The organism is Bacillus sp. FSL W8-0519 (assembly GCF_038005585.1).
GTDB lineage: Bacteria > Bacillota > Bacilli > Bacillales > Bacillaceae_G > Bacillus_A > Bacillus_A paranthracis.
Window position 1 is genome coordinate 1,668,347 of record NZ_JBBOTL010000001.1, and the last position, 17,715, is coordinate 1,686,061.

Here is a 17,715-nt window from a genome sequence, read left to right on the forward strand (position 1 = left end):
TCTTATTTTTTTGTTTTTTAATATTTCACAGATTTTTTTGGAAAAAAACTATATAATAGAAAAAGAGAACGTTATAATAGGAAGGGGCTATGAAAACAGGTGGATAAGCAGCAGTACGACACGATAAAATTGCAAATAAATCAAGAAAAAGAACAGATTTTGAAAGAAGTGTATGAATTAACAGCTGAAAAAAGAAAAATAGAACAAAAAAAAGAATATGATTTATATGTTGTGAAATCGCGTAGTAAAGTCGTACAAACTGGGCAACGTATTATGGCTGGTATGCTTTCCTCACATACGTTTTCACCTGAAAGAATAGAAGAATGGAATCGGAAAATTAAAAAAACAGAAGATTTTATTCGAAAAAATGAAAGCCTTTTAGAACAAGTAAAAGAAAAAGAACGTGTCATTGATGAGATGTATCAAGAAGATTGTAGAAAGCTTGCGAAAGTACGAGAAAAGCAGGAAGAAAAAATGCTTCTTGATTTGAAAATGTGTATGAATGGATGAGGTGAATGTAGTGATACAGTCTGTATTACCGGTGCAACAAAGTTTACCTCCGCAAAAAGAAAAAGGGCTAGAAGTACAATCTAAAAGTGAAGATTCTTCATTCGATCGTGCGATGAGAATGGAAAACAAAAAGCAGCCGAAAACGGAGAAAACAAAGCAAAAAGATGCACCAGAGGATAGAAAAGAAAACATTCTTTCTAAAAAATCGGCAACGAAAGAAGAGCCAAATGTAAAGAAAGAAGAAAAAAAAGAGACAGAACAGTTATTGTTAGCTGTATCTGAGCAAATGGTTGCAATTGAGCAATTACGTGTGCAGCCAGAATTGTTATATCAATACATACAAAAAATACAAGAGCTATATAAAGAATATGGAAATATAAAACTTAACGAATTACCCGCAGGTGAATTACAACAATTACAAGAACTCATTTCTAATATGAATATCAAAAATGCTATATGTTTAGAAGATACAATGCAAATGGCATTAGACAAAGTGAAGATGCCAGAGCAAATGATGCAAATATTGAACGTTGTAGAAAAAGAAGCTTGTAATATTGCAAAGCAACAGGAAGAGTTCAAAGACTTAGATGGAGATCTTCCGAAAGCTGAGAGCAAAGATGTCAAGGTAGAGTTGCCAGAAGGTGATGTATTCAACGATTCGAATTCTGCCGGTGCAGAGTTATTAAATAAAGCGATAAGTACCGATCACATAGGGAAATCAAATAGTGGCGCTGAGAAAGTTTCATTGCCTGACTTAGGAAAGAAAATGGAAGCACAAGTAGAAGCCTTGCAAAAGTTTGTAGTGAAACAAGAGCGTGTTTTATTCCAGTTAAATCCAGAAAAACTTGGTACATTAACAGTGTTTATGAAAAAACATGGAGATCAAATTGATGTTCATGTGGAAATGGAAAAACACGATGCGAAGAAACGTGTTGAAATCATTTTTGATGAATTGAGACTGAAGTTAAAAGAAAAAGAAATTAATATTCAAATTAGCTATTCAGATAAAGATGAAAATCGTAAAGAACAGCGAGAACAAGAGCAAAGGCAAAAGCAGCAATTAGCAAGTACGAAACATGAGAAACAAGAATCAAAAGAATTTGCGGGATTATTGGAGGAATAAAGCGTGCCAACAGTTGGATTAAATACAACGAGTACAAATCATATTCCGTTACAAGCAGGAGCGCAGAATAGGAACGCACCTGTTAACGGTGCACAACCGGCAGTAGGGCAAATGAATGGAGTATCAGCAGGAGAACAAAAAACTCCTGGAGTAATGGGAAAAGATGATTTTCTGAAATTGTTTTTATCGAGTTTCCAGCACCAAGATCCATTTAATGCGATGGATATGAATCAAATGATGAACCAAACAGCGCAGTTATCTCTTATGGAACAAGTACAGAATATGACGAAAGCGGTAGATAAACTGCAATCAACGATGTATTCAACAGCGCTTGATGGTGGGATGAAGTTTTTAGGGAAGTACGTAAGAGGTATTGACGGTGACGGTAAAAAAGTAACTGGTCAAGTAGAGACAGTTCGCCTCGCAGAAAATAACGAGGTACAGCTCGTTATTGATAATAAAGTTGTCTCTCTTCGTTTCGTTGAGAGAGTGTCTGATAAACCAATTGGAGAAACAAATCCAGAAGATGCGAAGACAGATGATCAAAAAGTAACGGAAGAAGAAAAAACTACAAATTCATAAGGAGTGTCCATACGTTATGATTAAAGCGTTATATACAAGTATTACAGGAATGAATGCAACACAAAATGCATTAAGTGTAACTTCAAATAATATCGCCAATGCACAAACGGTTGGTTATAAAAAACAAAAAGCTATGTTTGATGATTTACTGTACAACAATTCAATTGGTGCGAAAGGCGACGATAGATACGCAGGGACGAACCCAAAAAGTATTGGTAACGGTGTGAAAATGAGCGGGACGGTGACGGATTATACCGATGGTACAATTACGTTAACTGGTGGTAAAACACAAGCGGCAATGGAAGGTAATGGTTTCTTCGTCGTAGGTGATTCAAAAGCTGGAAATATGGAATTTACACGTAAAGGGACATTTACAATATCTTCAGATTACTATATTACGAATACAGAAGGGCAATATGTATTCGCTTATCCAGCAGATCCATCAACTGGTAATGTTGATTTAACTGGTATCCCGGGACCATTGCAAGTTCCAATGGGATCAGCAATCGGTGGTATTCGTACGTCAAAAGGAGTCGTTGGTGGGAACATTCCAGCTGATGCAAAACAGATTACGCAAGAATTGCCTGTATACGATAATGCCGGTAATACATGGACAATGCGCGTGGAGTTTAAACAAGATGGTGAACATAATTATAAATATAAAGTATATATGCGTAACGACTCGAAAAAAGAAACAGCGTTTAACGAGGTTGATGGCGCAGGTGGTGAGGTGAAATTCGATGCGGTAGGGAAGCCGAATCCGGTAAACCCTGAAGCGAATATTCCATTTAATGGTGGAACAGTAAAAATAGATTTTAGTAAATTAACAAACCACCCGACAGAGAAAACATTAGCAGTAACAGATGTAGATGGTAGAGCAGCAGCGACTGTAAAAGATTGCTTTATTGCTGACGGTGGATATGTGATGGTAAAATACTCGGATGGAAGTATGAAAGCTGCGGGTCAATTAGCTGTTGCAATGTTCCCGAACGAAGGCGGCTTAATGAAAACTGGTAATGGTAACTATACAGCGACGAATACAACTGGTATTTTAGCAATGGGTGTATCTGGTCAAAATGGTGCAGGAAAAGTACGTGGTAGTGCACAAGAAGGTGCAAACGTAGATTTATCTGTAGAATTCGTTGACTTAATGTTATACCAACGCGGTTTCCAAGGGAATGCGAAAGTAATTAAAATTTCAGATGAAGTATTAAATGAAGTTGTAAACTTAATTCGATAATATATAATCAAGAAAAATTGTAATGTAGTAGAAAGGGTTTTTTATTCGTATGACAAGACAAGAGCGAATTTTACAGTTGCCTTTTTTCGAAAATAAACGTGAACTTGCCGAGCAAGTGTTAAAAATGGAACGAGAAGAGCATGTATATTTACCAGATCAATTTGAAATTAAGCAAGTGCCGCCCTATTCATTTGGTGAAAAACAAGCAATCATTGGACGTATTCATGAATTTTATTTCGTAAGTGTTGGTAGTGAGGGCGAGTGGAAGTATCAACTGTTTAAAGATGAGATGAAGTGCCGTGAGTTTTTTGTTACGTTATCAGGGATAACGGATCAGCAAATTGCGTTTTGGTTTAATAACATCGAGTTACTGAAAAGATCTTAAAAGATTTTAAAAGCTCTTTTTTTAGGTTTTGAGAGAGGAACTGGCGATGTGTGGTGGCGGTCAGTGCCTAATAGTGTCTCGACCGGTGTGTAAGACCAGAGATATGGAGAGTTACTAGGGTAGCCGAAGAAGAGATAAACGAAGTGTAGATAACAGCTATAATCTGTACGTAGTTGTAAGACCAGAGATATGAGAGGTACTGGGTGGTTTTGGGAAAAGATAATCATTTCATGGTAGACCAGTACCTTTTGGATCGTTAATGATGATAGATTTTTATAAAAGGAGAGGTGAGGAGGATGGCGCAGAATAAGTATCGCGTTACATTCATTTCGCCGAGTGAGGTTGAGCAGCGGACTGTAATGACGGCGAGTAGTTTGCCAGATTTAATTCGTAAAGTAGAGAGTATTATTGCTGATCCGAATGGTTATTTTGTAAATGATAAAAAAAATAATTGCTATTTTAAAGTGATGAAAGAAAATGTTACATTCATTCAATATGAGTTGCTATTTTCGGATAAAGAGATTCATATTGAAAAATTAAAACATATAGCGCCGGCAGTATTAAAACGATTATTTGAAAAAATAAATGATCCGGAACTATATGCACTTGCGCTACTGGATGTTGATATAGCAACGAAAGAATATGTGCTAGAAGTAATGAATACAGAGTTAAGAATAAGAGTCGAAGCAAAGCTTTCGAAAAAATGGGAAGCGATGCCGACAGAAATTGTAGGAGCACAAGAAGTGTTACTAGAGGCCCTTGCTTCGTTTATAAAAGATTAATCGCCTGTTTAAATAAAGAAATGAATCGTTCGACTATCTATATTTTTTATATAGGTAGTTGACTTTTTCGTTTTAATAAAGCTTAATAATTAGATATACGGAAATAATGAAAGGGGAGCGACACCTTTATGTCACAAGCACAAAGTATTTTATTAGAAAGCGGAACAAATGAATTAGAGATTGTTACATATACTGTTGGTGAAAACCTATTTAGTATTAACGTAATGAAAGTACGTGAAATCATTAATCCATTCCCTGTTACAACTGTGCCAGAATCTCATCATGCAGTTGAAGGTGTTGTTCAAGTACGCGGTGAAATTTTACCAGTTATTAACTTAGCGACAGCTCTTAATTTAAAATCGACAAAGCCACTTGATCAAACGAAATTTATCATTTCAGAATTAAACCAAATGAAAGTTATTTTCCGCGTGGATGAAGTGCATCGTATTCAACGTATTTCATGGGAGCAAATTGATGAGCCAGCTTCATTATCTATGGGATTAGAAGAAACGACATCTGGTATTGTAAAACTAGATGGAAAAATCATCTTACTATTAGATTACGAGAAAATTGTATGTGAGATTAGCGGTACTGGTTATGATAATAAATCACTTTCAAAATTAGAACAAAAAACAGATCGCGGTGAAAAAATTATTTATATTGCGGAAGATTCAGCAATGCTTCGTCAAATATTAGAAGAAACATTATCATCAGCTGGATATACGAAAATGAACTTCTTTAGCAATGGTGCAGAAGCGTTAGCGCAAATTGAAAAGCTAGCGAAAGAGCAAGGAGAAAAAATGTTTGAACATATTCACCTGTTAATTACGGATATTGAAATGCCGAAAATGGATGGACACCATTTAACGAAAGTAATTAAAGATAGTGAAATCATGAATCGTTTACCAGTCGTTATTTTCTCTTCCTTAATTACAAATGAATTATTCCATAAAGGTGAAGCTGTGGGAGCAAATGCTCAAGTAAGTAAGCCAGATATTCAAGAGTTAATTGGTTTAGTAGATAAGTTAGTGCTTTAAAAGCTTCTTTTTAGCTGGAATAGAGGAACTAGCCATATGTGGAGCGGTCAGTGCTTAATAGAGCCCTATGCGATGTGAGATTTCAATTGAAGGTTTGTAGATTCTATTTATAACTCTAGTCTTTTAGTGGGAGAAGGGAACTAGCCATGTGTAGTATTGGTTAGTTCCTTTTTGGTGTTCTATATGCTGTATAGTTGGAAAGATGGAACGTTGTTGGAGTGGTTGTATGTATAAACAATCTTCATTTAAAGATTTTTGATTTGAAAATATAAAAAAATATTCTTGGATTATTTTAGTAAATTTTCGTGATAACGCAAATTTTTTCGGTGAAATTACATTCTAAATACCATATAATATAATTAAAAGTGATTAATATGCAATTATGCATATGAATGAAAAAATCTTTTTCTATTTCTATACTTTCTATACATTTTTGTATGTTTATTATTTGACAGATAATTTCGAAATGTTATAATATGGATATGTAAAATTTTCTATTTTCTGAATGGACATGGGAGTCTGATGAGAATTGTGAAAGGATGAGGGGGAGTGGCACAGATTATGTATCACCACACAGCAATTAATGTATTAAGTCTCTTACAAAACATGTCAAATAATAAAATGAACGATATGCAACTAGAAGTGGAATTTAAAAAAATAGAAAAACAATTCCAAGTAAAGTATGAAGAACTAGTTGATTTATATAATAGAATGGTATTATTTCAAATAGATATAGAAAAACATGGCGGAATACGAGCATATGAAAAATCAACGATCACATGGCTCAAGTCTGAACTAGAGTTACTGTATGAAGTGTATCAATTTTGCCAACGTCACGGTTTAAACATTATTAATATTTCAAAGTATGTTAGTAAAAACGAACTAAATCTATTCCCGAAAACAGAAAGTCAGTTACAAAATACGTATTACAAATTAAAAAAACGTGAAATACCGTTTGAAAATATTGAAAAACAAAAACCTGGACGCAAGCGCAAATATATACCTGTAAAAGAAACAAATGTTGAAACGAAAAAAGAAAACAACCAAGTATTAAAAGAGGAAGTACAGCATAAAGAGAGTGAAAAAAGCCTCGTAACAGTTATATCTGGTATCGTTGATAACTTTGAGACAATTAATCAACATAGTGAAAGAAAAGAAGATGAACTGCATCAGTTTATGGAAGGTATTTATAAGCTTTCTAGCATGGCCGCAGGGCATTTTAAAGAAGAGTCTAGTAGGAGTAGTCTGGAAAGTGAACTCCGAGCGCTACGATCGGAAAATGAACGATTAAAACGAGAAAAAGAAGAACTTGTGCAAGATGTGAAAGACATGACGCAACAGTTAGTTTATTTCATTAAAAGCTCCGACGTCGATCAAATTCGTAAATTACCAACTTTCGTACAAGATTGTAAAATAGAATTAAATAAACTAGGACTATATAATGCACAAGACGGAAAAATGAAAATACGAATCGACCGTAGAGGACAAGTTATGACGGTAGCACCATAAAAGTATTGGGTACAAAATAAAAGGGAAATACATAGTGTATATGTATTTCCCTTTTGCTTTTGTATGGAATCGTTTCAAAGAGTGGTATGACAATTATGATTGCAGTAATTTAGAAACCATTTGCGGAATTTGATTTGCTTGTGAAACCATACTAAGTGCAACTTCAGTTAACAATTTAAACTTTAAAAAATCACTCATCTCTTGCGCCATATCCGCATCCTCAATTCGAGAAGCAGCATCTGTTAATGCTGTACTTTGGCTATTTAAATTTTCGATATTAAATTGCAGTCGGTTGATCATAGCCCCGAGATCGGCACGGTGAAGTGATACATTTTGTAAAGCTTCTTCAATTTTACGAATCGCCGCTCTTGCTTCTTGTTCTGTTGAAATGTTGATGTCATGTTGTGTAGGGGAAGGGGAAATATGTTTCGTTACATTTACTGTATGACCGATATCATCTAACGTAACAGGCCGGTTTTGTCCGTCGAAAACGGATAAATCATTAAACTCAGTCGTCTCATCAATATAGCCAATTTGTTCTGTTAAAGATTGAAACTCTGTATTTAGTGAATCACGGTTTTGATTTGAATTTGTACCATTAGCAGATTGAACAGCTAAATCACGCATACGCTGTAAAACATTCGTCACAGTTTGAAGTGCAGCTTCCGCTGTACGAAGCATCGATATCGCATCCTCATTATTACGAATTGCTACGCGCATACCACTCGCTCTCGCATGCATACGAGTTACAATTGCAACATTAGCTGGATTATCAGAAGCATGATTTAACTTCTTACCAGTCGCCAAATGCTCCATTGCAACATTCATACGTTTTTCATTCTCATACAATGACTGCCTAGCATTCATACTTAAAACATTCGTACCAATACGCATAATAGACACTCCTTATAGATTGATATAGTCGGTATCTCTTAATCTAATAAACAGCTATGAACAGAAAAAGAGACTTATGCTTATTTTCTAGTTGTGTTTTAACATGAGAGGGGATAAAGATAGGCACTGACCGCTTCTACGCCACGCGGATGCTCTCTCCCATCAAAAAAAGGAAGGTTTTACAAAAAATAAACCTCTCCGCAAGCAGAGAGGTTTATTTGTGAAACTAACTCAAATGGATTATTGTAATAATTTAGAAACCATTTGTGGAGTTTGGTTTGCTTGAGAAAGCATGCTGATACCAGCTTCGTTCAAGATTTTGAACTTAGTCATTTCAGACATTTCTTTCGCCATATCAGCGTCTTCTACTTGAGAAGCAGCAGATGCCATGCTAGATGCTTGGCTCTTAAGGTTGTTCACGTTAAAGTCTAGGCGGTTTAATGTAGCACCTAGAGTTGCACGGTTGTCAGCTACTTTTGTAAGAGCTTCATCAATTGCTTTAATAGCATTAGATGCATTGTATGATGTGCCAGCTGCTGTTTGTGTAAATAATGTACCAATTGCTTGAGCGTTTTCTAAAGTATTTCCAGTTCCATCAGCTTTTTCGAAATTAGCAATTGCGGCATTAATTTTATCTACATTTTCTTTGCTCATTCCACCTTGAATCTTAGTGAACTCTTGTTTGAAGGCATTTACCGCATCAGTTCTTTCTTGTGCAGTTTTTCCTTTTCCAGTAGTAAAACCGTCTAAATCAGTTAAATTAGTGGCTTTAGTTTTAGCTGCGTCAACGTCTGTATCCTTAGCTGGTTTCATACCTGCATATAATGTTCCAATAGTATTGGCATTGTCAATACTTTTATCACCATTGAATGTATCAATAGCTTCTGTGATTTTAGATACATCAGCGGGATTCAAACTATCTTTAATAGCGTCAAATTTAACTTTGAAATTATTAACAGCAGTTATTCGTCCTTGTTCAGTTTCACCAGCTTCACCAGTAGCATCGGATAATTCTTTTAATGCAGTTCCTAGAGAAGATGCATCTGTAATAGCTTGGGCTAAAGAACCTTTTAGAGGAGCGTTTGTTCCAGCTGAAGCGATACTTAAGTTATTAATGTTTAATGCGCCAGTAGAAATATCAGATAAATTAATGTTAATTTGTTTGTTTGTTTCAGCGCTGTCTAATGTTTGGATTGCAATTGTAGAATTTTGACCGTTTAGTAATTTTTTATCATTGAATTCTGTGTTTTTAGAGATGTAATCGATTTGTTCTTTTAAAGCAGCAAATTCCTTATCTAATGCTGTTTGGTTTTTGTCTGTATTTGTGCCGTTTGCAGATTGGTTAGCAAGGTCACGCATACGAAGTAAGATGTTAGATACTGAGTTCATTGCTGAGTCAGCTGTACGGATTAAAGAAATACCGTCCTGTGTGTTGTTAGCTGCTACACCTAATCCGCTTTCACGTGCACGCATACGAGTTGCGATTGCAAGACCTGCTGCATCGTCAGAAGCGTTGTTGATACGTTTACCGCTTGATAAACGATCCATAGCAGTACTCATTTTAGCTTGGTTTTGGCGCATGTATTCTTGCGTACGCATGCTATTAATGTTTGTATTAATTCTCATGATTAAGAACCCCCATTTTTTTATATTGAGTTTTCTGCAAATTGAAAAACGGTAATATGCAAAAAAAACAATTTCGAATTTATTGTAAGCCTTGCTATAATGGGTGTCAACTGAAAATTTGAATTAATAAATATAAAAAAATAACAGTTTAACAATTTAGTCGTTTTTTTATTACAATATAATTGCAAAGGATTATTGCAAACTTTACGAAAAAACTCTAATATTAGATTATCTTTGTTTACCGAAAAGGTGATATTATGGTAGTTGGAAATATAGTAAAAGAAGTACTTGCATATAAAAAAGGACAATTTCAGCAAAAGTTAAGTAGTCCGCAGGCTTTCGTTAGTAGTCGTTTTCAAGAAAAGTTGCAGAGCGATCCTATGAAGGAGACGAAGGCTACTACGCAGGCGGCAAAAGTAGAGGATATGAGTCAGCCGGTACAATCTACGAAAATAGAAGCGCTCGTTAATAAAGGTGATTCTAGTAAAGTAGAGGAAGTAAGTAAGCCAGAAGAAAAGCCTGAAACGAAAAAAGTCGATGACGTGCAAGTTGCACAAAAAGAGTTTGAACGACGTTTTCCGGAAACGAAAAATGAGGCTGTTGATACGTGGGGATTAACGAAGAAGTATAATATTCAAAAAATACGTTCTTCAAATGAAGGGAAGTATGAGGATATTATAGATAGAGTAAGTCGTACATACGGAATTCCGAAAACGTTAATTCAAAAAATGATTGAAGTAGAGTCTAATTTTAATCCGAAAACGGTGTCGCATGCAGGGGCGATGGGCCTTATGCAGCTTATGCCGGCGAATGTAAAAGAGATGGGTATAAAAAATCCATTTTCACCAGCTGAAAGTATTGAAGGCGGCGTGAAAGAGTTAAGCGGTTATTTAAAGAAAAATAACGGTGACTTAGTATTAGCGCTTGCTTCTTATAATGCTGGCCCTGGTAATGTGAGAAAGTACGGAGGGGTGCCTCCATTTAAAGAAACGCAAGGATATATTAAAAAAATATTAAATATTGATGTTTCAAAATAAGAAATTTCATATATATAGAGAGAGAACATGAAATTTTCGTGAACATGATATGGGAGTGGCTAGATTTGAAATTACAAGATGATATTCCGTTAACAATTTATTTTGAAATCGGAAATACGAAAAAGAAAATTGAAGATCTGCTTCATATTACGAAAGGTACATTGTATCGTCTTGAAAATTCAACGAAAAATACGGTGCGTCTTATGCTTGAGAATGAAGAGATTGGAACCGGAAAGATTTTAACGAAGAATGGAAAAATGTACGTTGAAATCGTTGAATTGAAAAGGTAGGGAAGGGGATTTTCATGAGTGGCGATAAATTAAGCCAAGAGCAAATTGATGCCCTGCTGAAGGCGGTAAATGAAGGCGAGGAAATGCCAGCTTTCGCACAAGAAGCAGGGAAGCAAGATAAATTTCAAGAGTATGATTTTAATAGACCGGAGAAGTTCGGTGTTGAACATTTACGTAGCTTGCAAGCGATTGCTTCTACGTTTGGTAAACAGACGTCACAGACGTTATCTGCGCGTATGCGTATTCCGATTGACTTAGAGCCTTCGACAGTGGAGCAAGTTCCATTTACGAGTGAGTATGTGGAGAAAATGCCGAAAGATTACTATTTATATTGCGTCATTGATCTCGGACTTCCAGAGCTTGGAGAAATTGTTATTGAGATTGATTTAGCATTTGTTATTTACATTCATGAGTGCTGGCTTGGCGGAGATAGTAAGCGTAATTTTACGATGCGTAGACCACTGACGGCATTCGAGTTTTTAACGCTTGATAATATATTTGCGCTTCTATGCAAAAATTTAGAGCAATCATTTGAAAGTGTTGTGGCGATCAAACCGACATTTGTAACGACAGAGACAGATCCGAATGCACTTAAGATTACGACAGCGAGTGATATTATTTCATTACTGAACGTAAATATGAAAACGGATTTTTGGAATACGACAGTTCGTATTGGGATTCCGTTCTTATCTGTTGAAGAAATTATGGATAAGTTAACGTCTGAAAATATTGTCGAACATTCTTCGGATAAGCGTAAAAAGTATACATCTGAAGTAGAAGTGAAAGTAAATCAAGTGTATAAACCAGTTCACGTTGCGATTGGTGAGCAGAAGATGACAATGGGTGAGATTGAACAAATTGAAGAAGGCGATATTATTCCGCTTCATACGAAAGTTTCGGATGAATTGCTTGGGTTTGTAGATGGAAAACATAAATTTAATTGTTTTATTGGGAAAGATGGAACGCGTAAGGCGCTCCTATTTAAAAGTTTTGTAGAGTAGGAGGATCCATATGAAGCATGAAGTATCTCCTGTGTCATTAATGGGATTAGAAGAATTTGCAGGAAAGCGAAATGAAGCAAGTAAAGCACATATTGATACTGTTTCAGATATTTCGATTGAACTTGGTGTAAAGCTTGGGAAAACATCTATTACGCTCGGTGATGTGAAACAGTTAAAAGTGGGCGATGTTCTGGAAGTAGAGAAAAACTTAGGACATAAAGTAGATGTATATTTAAGTAATATGAAAGTCGGCATTGGGGAAGCGATCGTAATGGACGAGAAGTTCGGTATTATCATTTCTGAAATTGAAGCTGACAAGAAGCAAGCTGCGCTTATGAAAGCGCAAAGTCAAATGCAAGATAAAGAGTAGAGGAGGAGTCATATGTCGTATATGACGACCTTATTTCAAGTCGTTTTACTGTTTGGTGCGCTCGGCTACGGTGCATATTATATGACGAAAAAGACGCGCAAGCAGCAGTTTTTTAAACAAGGTGAAAATGGCCATATTCAAGTGAAGGACGGTGTTTATTTAAATCATCAAACGAGCGCCTTTTTATTTGAAGTGGATGGTAAGCAAGTGTTCACTGTTATTAGTAATAACGGTGTTCAATCTGTGCAATTAACAGGAACAGGAAATCAGTTTCAACAAGCGCTAGAAGACGCGGTGAAGAGTGAAACGAAAAAAGTAGAGGATCCATCATGAGAATAAAGAAACAGTTATCGTTATTAGCCGTTATTTTCGTATTTTCTATCGTTTTTTCAATTATTTTTGTAAATCCAGCGTATGCAGCCCAAAACGGTTTTATTAATTTCGAAAATGGAAAAGAGTTTACGAGTAACTCAAGTGTACAGTTATTTGCGCTCGTTACCCTTTTGTCATTATCTTCATCTATCGTTCTATTATTTACACATTTTACTTATTTTATGATCGTTCTTGGGATTACACGTCAAGGACTCGGGGTAATGAATTTACCGCCGAACCAAGTGCTCGTTGGACTTGCCTTGTTTTTATCACTCTTTACGATGCAGCCTGTTCTTGGGCAGCTAAAGAGCGATGTGTGGGATCCGATGACAAAAGAGAAAATAACAGTAAGCCAAGCTGCGGAAACGACAGCGCCGATTATGAAAGAGTATATGTCAAAGCATACGTATAAGCATGATTTAAAAATGATGCTGAAAGTACGCGGAGAAGAGTTGCCGAAAGATTTAAAAGATCTTTCACTATTTACGCTCGTTCCATCCTTTACGTTAACGCAAATCCAAAAGGGATTATTAACGGGGATGTTCATTTATTTAGCGTTTGTATTTATAGATTTGATTATTAGTACACTGTTAATGTACCTCGGGATGATGATGGTACCGCCGATGATTTTAAGTTTACCATTTAAAATACTCGTTTTCGTATATTTAGGTGGATATACAAAAATCGTCGACATTATGTTTAAAACGGTCGCCTGAAGCGTTTGATGCTATGTGATAGGAGTCATATAAATGAATACGTCACCAATTATAGATATTTTTCAAACCTTTTTTTATAAAGGGGTTATGATTTTAATGCCGGTTGCCGGTGTTAGTATGATTGTCGTTATTATCATCGCTGTCATTATGGCGATGATGCAAATTCAAGAACAAACACTGACGTTTTTACCGAAAATGGCGAGTATTGTACTCGTTATTATCATTTTAGGTCCGTGGATGTTTCAAGAGTTAACGACGCTTATTTTAGATTTATTTGATAAAATCCCATCGCTATTGCGTTCGTACTAAGATAGGTGGAATGAAATGAATATGGAATTATGGGCGGCGACGTTTTTTGCGTTTTGCCGCATTACTTCATTTTTATATTTTTTACCGTTTTTCTCTGGACGATCCATTCCAGCGATGGCGAAGGTTACATTTGGACTTGCTCTTTCCATTACAGTTGCCGATCAAGTTGATGTTTCTCACATCAAGACAGTTTGGGACGTTGCAGCTTATGCTGGTACGCAAATTGTAATTGGATTATCACTTTCAAAAATTGTAGAAATGCTGTGGAACATTCCGAAAATGGCTGGGCATATTTTAGACTTTGATATCGGTTTATCACAAGCAAGTTTATTTGATGTAAATGCAGGCTCACAGTCTACTTTACTATCAACCATTTTTGATATATTTTTTCTTATTATTTTTATTTCACTTGGCGGCATTAATTATTTCGTTGCCACGATTTTAAAGTCGTTTCAATATACAGAGGCGATTTCAAAATTGCTGACGACTAGTTTTTTAGATAGTCTACTCGCAACGTTATTATTTGCGATTACATCAGCGGTTGAAATTGCTCTTCCGCTCATGGGAAGTTTGTTCATCATTAACTTTGTTTTAATTTTAATCGCAAAAAACGCTCCGCAATTAAACGTTTTTATGAATGCGTATGTTATTAAAATTACGTGTGGCATTTTATTTATTGCGATGAGTGTACCGATGCTCGGTTATGTGTTTAAAAATATGACGGATGTATTGCTTGAGGAATATACGAAACTATTTAACTTTTTCTTAACGAAGTAGGGGGACGCTCATGGCAAAGGATAATAAAACAGAAAAGGCCACCCCGCAGAAGCGTAAGAAATCGCGTGAAGAAGGGAATATTGCCCGGAGTAAAGATTTAAATAATTTATTTTCCATACTTGTGTTAGCAGTTGTCGTTTACTTTTTTGGAGATTGGCTAGGGTTTGAGATTGCCAATTCTGTATCGGTGCTGTTTGATCAAATTGGAAAAAATACAGATTCGACCGAGTACTTTTATTTAATGGGGATTTTACTATTAAAAGTATCAGCTCCCATATTAATACTCGTATACGCTTTTCATTTATTCAATTATATGATTCAAGTCGGTTTCTTATTTTCTTCTAAAGTTATTAAGCCGAAAGCGTCACGTATTAACCCAAAAAACTATTTTACGAGATTGTTTAGTCGTAAAAGTTTAGTAGATATTTTGAAATCACTATTTTATATGGGATTAATCGGTTATGTTGCTTACGTTCTTTTTAAAAAGAATTTAGAGACAATCGTTAGTATGATTGGATTTAACTGGACAGCGTCACTTACTGAAATTATTAGGCAAATTAAATTTATCTTTTTAGCTATTTTAATTATATTAATCGTTCTTTCTATTATTGATTTTATTTATCAAAAATGGGAGTACGAACAAGATATTAAGATGAAAAAAGAAGAAGTAAAACAAGAGCATAAAGATAATGAAGGGGACCCGCAAGTAAAGGGGAAACGAAAAAACTTTATGCATGCCATATTGCAAGGAACAATTGCGAAGAAGATGGATGGCGCAACGTTTATTGTAAACAATCCGACTCATATTTCGGTCGTACTCAGGTACAATAAACACGTTGATGCAGCACCAATTGTCGTTGCAAAAGGGGAAGATGAACTCGCATTATATATACGAACGCTTGCCCGTGAACAAGAAATACCAATGGTGGAAAATCGTCCGCTTGCTCGTTCTTTATATTATCAAGTCGAGGAAGATATGGCGATTCCAGAAGATTTATACGTAGCTGTAATTGAAGTTATGCGCTATTTAATTCAAACGAATGAACTTGAAGTATAATAGCGCGTTTGGAGGAGATCTCTTTGTTTAAGATAGATTCTGCAAGAACCTATTTTTCTATCTTTTTAGCAGCGTCATTCGTAGTGGCGCTCTTAATTCCACTTCCACCATTTATACTTGATATCATTATCGTTTTTCTACTAAGTATGTCAGTGCTTATTTATATGCGAGCGACAAGTATTAACGAGTGGGATGAATTAAAGTCATTTCCGACGATGTTGTTATTAATCGGGATTTTCCGCGTATCGATTAACGTATCGACGACGCGAGCGATTTTGACAAACGGAAATGCGGGTCATGTTATTGAAGAGTTCGGCCAGTTCGTAATTGGCGGGAACTTATTAATTGGTATCGTTATTTTTACAGTATTAATCATATTCCAGTTTATCGTTGCAAATGGTGCATCTCGTACAGCTGAAGTTGCAGCTCGTTTTACACTTGATTCTTTACCAGGGAAACAAATGTCAATCGATGCTGATTTAAACCAGCGTATTATTACAGAAAAAGATGCACAAGCAAAACGAAAAAAATTAAATATGGAAACAGAGTTTTACGGAGCGATGGATGGTGCCGGAAAGTTCATTAAAGGGGACGTTATTTTCGGGATCGTCATTTTATTCGTAAACATTATTTTCGGTTTAATTGTCGGCATGATGCAGCAAGGAATGAGCTTTGGTGAAGCAGCTCTTCATTATACACAGCTAACTGTCGGTGACGGAATTGTAAACCAAATTGGTTCGTTAATGCTTGCGATTTCAACTGGTATTATCGTAACGCGTGTATTTGACGGCTCACCGGATACGGTAACGGAAGGTATCTTTAAAGAGTTATTAGCGCATGAAGTCGTTGTATATGCGCTTGGCGGTTTATTTATCGCAATGGGTATTTTTACTCCGCTACCATTTCTACCATTCGCACTCGTTGGTGGAACAATTATCTTCTTAGGAATTCGAAATAAAAACCGAATGAAGAAAGAAAAAGAAGATGAGCTTCAAAAAGAATTAGAAATGATTCAAGGCGAAGATGAGCAACTGCAACAAGTGGAAGATTCATTTGGCGTATTTACAGATAAATATCCAATTATTGTAGAACTCGGCTTAGATTTAGCAGCACTTGTAAAGCAGAAAATTAACGGGGAAACAGCTCGTGATAAAGTTGTTCTTATGAGGAAATCAATTATTACCGACCTTGGTATTAACGTTCCTGGAATTAACTTTAAAGATAATACGAGTTTTAGACCACGTGGACGTTACATTATTCGTATTAAAGGTGCGAAGGCAGCTGAAGGTGTTTTAAAATCAGGTTACTTATTAGCACTGAAAACACCGAACGTAATGGCCGATTTAGATGCAGAACCAGCGAAAGATCCAATTTTTGGCGAGGATGGATATTGGATTTTAGAGCATATGGTACAAGATGCACAAATGAAAGGCTATCAAGTATTAGAGCCACTTAGCATATTAATTACGCATTTAGATGTTGTCGTTAGACGTAATCTTCATGAGTTAATTCAGCGTCAACATGTAAAAGACTTAATTAATTCGCTTGAAAATGATAACGGCGTTTTATTAGAAGAGATTAAGAAGAAAGAAATTGACTTATCACTCGTTCAAAATGTGATTAAACAATTGCTAAAAGAAGGTATTTCTATTCGTGATTTACCAACCATTATTGAAGGTATTATTGACGGAAAAGAAATTTATCAAAACCATGTTGACGGCGTAACGTCATTCGTCCGTGAATGTATTTCAAAAGTGATTTGTGAAAATGCGAAAAATCCTGACGGGAAAATATATGCGGCGCTCTTCTCAGATTCAATCGAGTTAGATGCAGACGTTGTGAACAATTCTTATCAAGGTTATTTATTAAACTGGGATTTAGATTTAGAAACGCGAGTCGTTGAACAAGTACAACGCGTACTGAAACAAGCGAGGTTAATGGGAAGAGAACCAATATTATTAACGCGTAGAAAAGATTTCAGGTTTGCGATTGTAAGACTTCTTGAGCGTTATCAAGTAGAAGCACAAGTACTTTGTATTAGCGAATTAGCACCAGAAATTGTTGTAGATCAAATTGCCTATATTGAATAGTAGGGGGT

Annotated in this window: 19 protein-coding genes and 1 pseudogene; 18 read left to right on the forward strand and 2 right to left on the reverse strand. The window is 35.8% G+C overall.

All coding sequences use genetic code 11. The features are described 5' to 3' along the window. Nucleotides 1–99: 99 nt before the first annotated feature. The 8 genes from NST14_RS08720 to NST14_RS08755 all read left to right on the forward strand — a co-directional run bounded on the left by NST14_RS08720 (nucleotide 100) and on the right by NST14_RS08755 (nucleotide 7,168). Nucleotides 100–510: a hypothetical protein gene (locus NST14_RS08720; RefSeq protein ID WP_000360875.1), complete on the forward strand. Its 411-nt coding sequence runs from the start codon at nucleotides 100–102 to the stop codon at nucleotides 508–510. Then, nucleotides 503–1,633: a flagellar hook-length control protein FliK gene (locus NST14_RS08725; RefSeq protein ID WP_229142964.1), complete on the forward strand. Its 1,131-nt coding sequence runs from the start codon at nucleotides 503–505 to the stop codon at nucleotides 1,631–1,633. Before NST14_RS08720 ends, NST14_RS08725 begins: the two co-directional genes overlap by 8 nt. A 3-nt stretch (nucleotides 1,634–1,636) precedes the next feature. Next, a complete protein-coding gene (locus tag NST14_RS08730; protein ID WP_229142965.1) occupies nucleotides 1,637–2,215 on the forward strand; it encodes a flagellar hook assembly protein FlgD in 579 nt (192 codons plus the stop codon). Nucleotides 2,216–2,231: 16 nt separating this feature from the next. Continuing rightward, nucleotides 2,232–3,455: a flagellar hook protein FlgE gene (gene flgE / locus NST14_RS08735; RefSeq protein ID WP_000588317.1), complete on the forward strand. Its 1,224-nt coding sequence runs from the start codon at nucleotides 2,232–2,234 to the stop codon at nucleotides 3,453–3,455. 49 nt (nucleotides 3,456–3,504) lie between these two features. Further along, entirely contained in the window at nucleotides 3,505–3,840 is a 336-nt protein-coding gene (locus NST14_RS08740; protein WP_000198182.1) for a DUF3964 family protein, read from the forward strand. Nucleotides 3,841–4,136: 296 nt separating this feature from the next. After that, nucleotides 4,137–4,622, forward strand: a complete 486-nt coding sequence (locus NST14_RS08745; protein WP_229142966.1) for a LysR family transcriptional regulator — start codon at nucleotides 4,137–4,139, stop codon at nucleotides 4,620–4,622. A 128-nt stretch (nucleotides 4,623–4,750) separates the two neighbouring features. Further along, nucleotides 4,751–5,659, forward strand: coding sequence for a chemotaxis protein (locus NST14_RS08750; RefSeq protein ID WP_000075951.1), 909 nt, complete (start codon nucleotides 4,751–4,753; stop codon nucleotides 5,657–5,659). A gap of 561 nt (nucleotides 5,660–6,220) precedes the next feature. Further along, nucleotides 6,221–7,168 (forward strand): DNA-binding domain-containing protein, encoded by a 948-nt coding sequence (locus tag NST14_RS08755; protein ID WP_000274728.1) that lies wholly within the window; start codon nucleotides 6,221–6,223, stop codon nucleotides 7,166–7,168. Nucleotides 7,169–7,261: 93 nt separating this feature from the next. Here NST14_RS08755 and NST14_RS08760 read toward each other — a convergent pair whose 3' ends face one another. Beyond that, the gene (locus NST14_RS08760; RefSeq protein WP_229142967.1) at nucleotides 7,262–8,062 is read right to left on the reverse strand and encodes a flagellin N-terminal helical domain-containing protein; all 801 of its coding nucleotides are present in this window, start codon (nucleotides 8,060–8,062) and stop codon (nucleotides 7,262–7,264) included. Between the two features lie 240 nt (nucleotides 8,063–8,302). Then, the gene (locus NST14_RS08765) at nucleotides 8,303–9,688 is read right to left on the reverse strand and encodes a flagellin N-terminal helical domain-containing protein (RefSeq protein WP_229142968.1); all 1,386 of its coding nucleotides are present in this window, start codon (nucleotides 9,686–9,688) and stop codon (nucleotides 8,303–8,305) included. A gap of 425 nt (nucleotides 9,689–10,113) precedes the next feature. Between NST14_RS08765 and NST14_RS08770 the strand changes: the two are divergent. The 10 genes and pseudogenes from NST14_RS08770 to flhA all read left to right on the forward strand — a co-directional run. Beyond that, nucleotides 10,114–10,704, forward strand: a pseudogene (locus tag NST14_RS08770) (lytic transglycosylase domain-containing protein); the annotation flags it as partial. A gap of 86 nt (nucleotides 10,705–10,790) precedes the next feature. Continuing rightward, nucleotides 10,791–11,015, forward strand: coding sequence for a flagellar motor switch protein FliN (locus NST14_RS08775; RefSeq protein ID WP_000775712.1), 225 nt, complete (start codon nucleotides 10,791–10,793; stop codon nucleotides 11,013–11,015). A 14-nt stretch (nucleotides 11,016–11,029) separates the two neighbouring features. After that, complete coding sequence (gene fliM, locus NST14_RS08780) at nucleotides 11,030–12,016, forward strand: flagellar motor switch protein FliM (RefSeq protein ID WP_000012187.1); 987 nt, start codon at nucleotides 11,030–11,032, stop codon at nucleotides 12,014–12,016. Between the two features lie 10 nt (nucleotides 12,017–12,026). Then, on the forward strand, nucleotides 12,027–12,386 hold the full coding sequence (gene fliN, locus NST14_RS08785; RefSeq protein WP_000680025.1) for a flagellar motor switch protein FliN: 360 nt from the start codon (nucleotides 12,027–12,029) through the stop codon (nucleotides 12,384–12,386). Nucleotides 12,387–12,398: 12 nt separating this feature from the next. Beyond that, nucleotides 12,399–12,719, forward strand: coding sequence for a hypothetical protein (locus tag NST14_RS08790; RefSeq protein ID WP_000121176.1), 321 nt, complete (start codon nucleotides 12,399–12,401; stop codon nucleotides 12,717–12,719). After that, nucleotides 12,716–13,474 (forward strand): flagellar type III secretion system pore protein FliP, encoded by a 759-nt coding sequence (locus NST14_RS08795; RefSeq protein ID WP_001220586.1) that lies wholly within the window; start codon nucleotides 12,716–12,718, stop codon nucleotides 13,472–13,474. Before NST14_RS08790 ends, NST14_RS08795 begins: the two co-directional genes overlap by 4 nt. A 33-nt stretch (nucleotides 13,475–13,507) precedes the next feature. Further along, the gene (locus tag NST14_RS08800; RefSeq protein WP_001098085.1) at nucleotides 13,508–13,783 is read left to right on the forward strand and encodes a flagellar biosynthetic protein FliQ; all 276 of its coding nucleotides are present in this window, start codon (nucleotides 13,508–13,510) and stop codon (nucleotides 13,781–13,783) included. A gap of 15 nt (nucleotides 13,784–13,798) precedes the next feature. Next, nucleotides 13,799–14,560, forward strand: coding sequence for a flagellar biosynthetic protein FliR (locus NST14_RS08805; RefSeq protein WP_001055697.1), 762 nt, complete (start codon nucleotides 13,799–13,801; stop codon nucleotides 14,558–14,560). A gap of 10 nt (nucleotides 14,561–14,570) precedes the next feature. Continuing rightward, nucleotides 14,571–15,617: a flagellar type III secretion system protein FlhB gene (flhB, locus tag NST14_RS08810; RefSeq protein ID WP_001030102.1), complete on the forward strand. Its 1,047-nt coding sequence runs from the start codon at nucleotides 14,571–14,573 to the stop codon at nucleotides 15,615–15,617. Between the two features lie 23 nt (nucleotides 15,618–15,640). Further along, nucleotides 15,641–17,707: a flagellar biosynthesis protein FlhA gene (gene flhA, locus NST14_RS08815; RefSeq protein ID WP_229142970.1), complete on the forward strand. Its 2,067-nt coding sequence runs from the start codon at nucleotides 15,641–15,643 to the stop codon at nucleotides 17,705–17,707. Nucleotides 17,708–17,715: the final 8 nt, after the last annotated feature.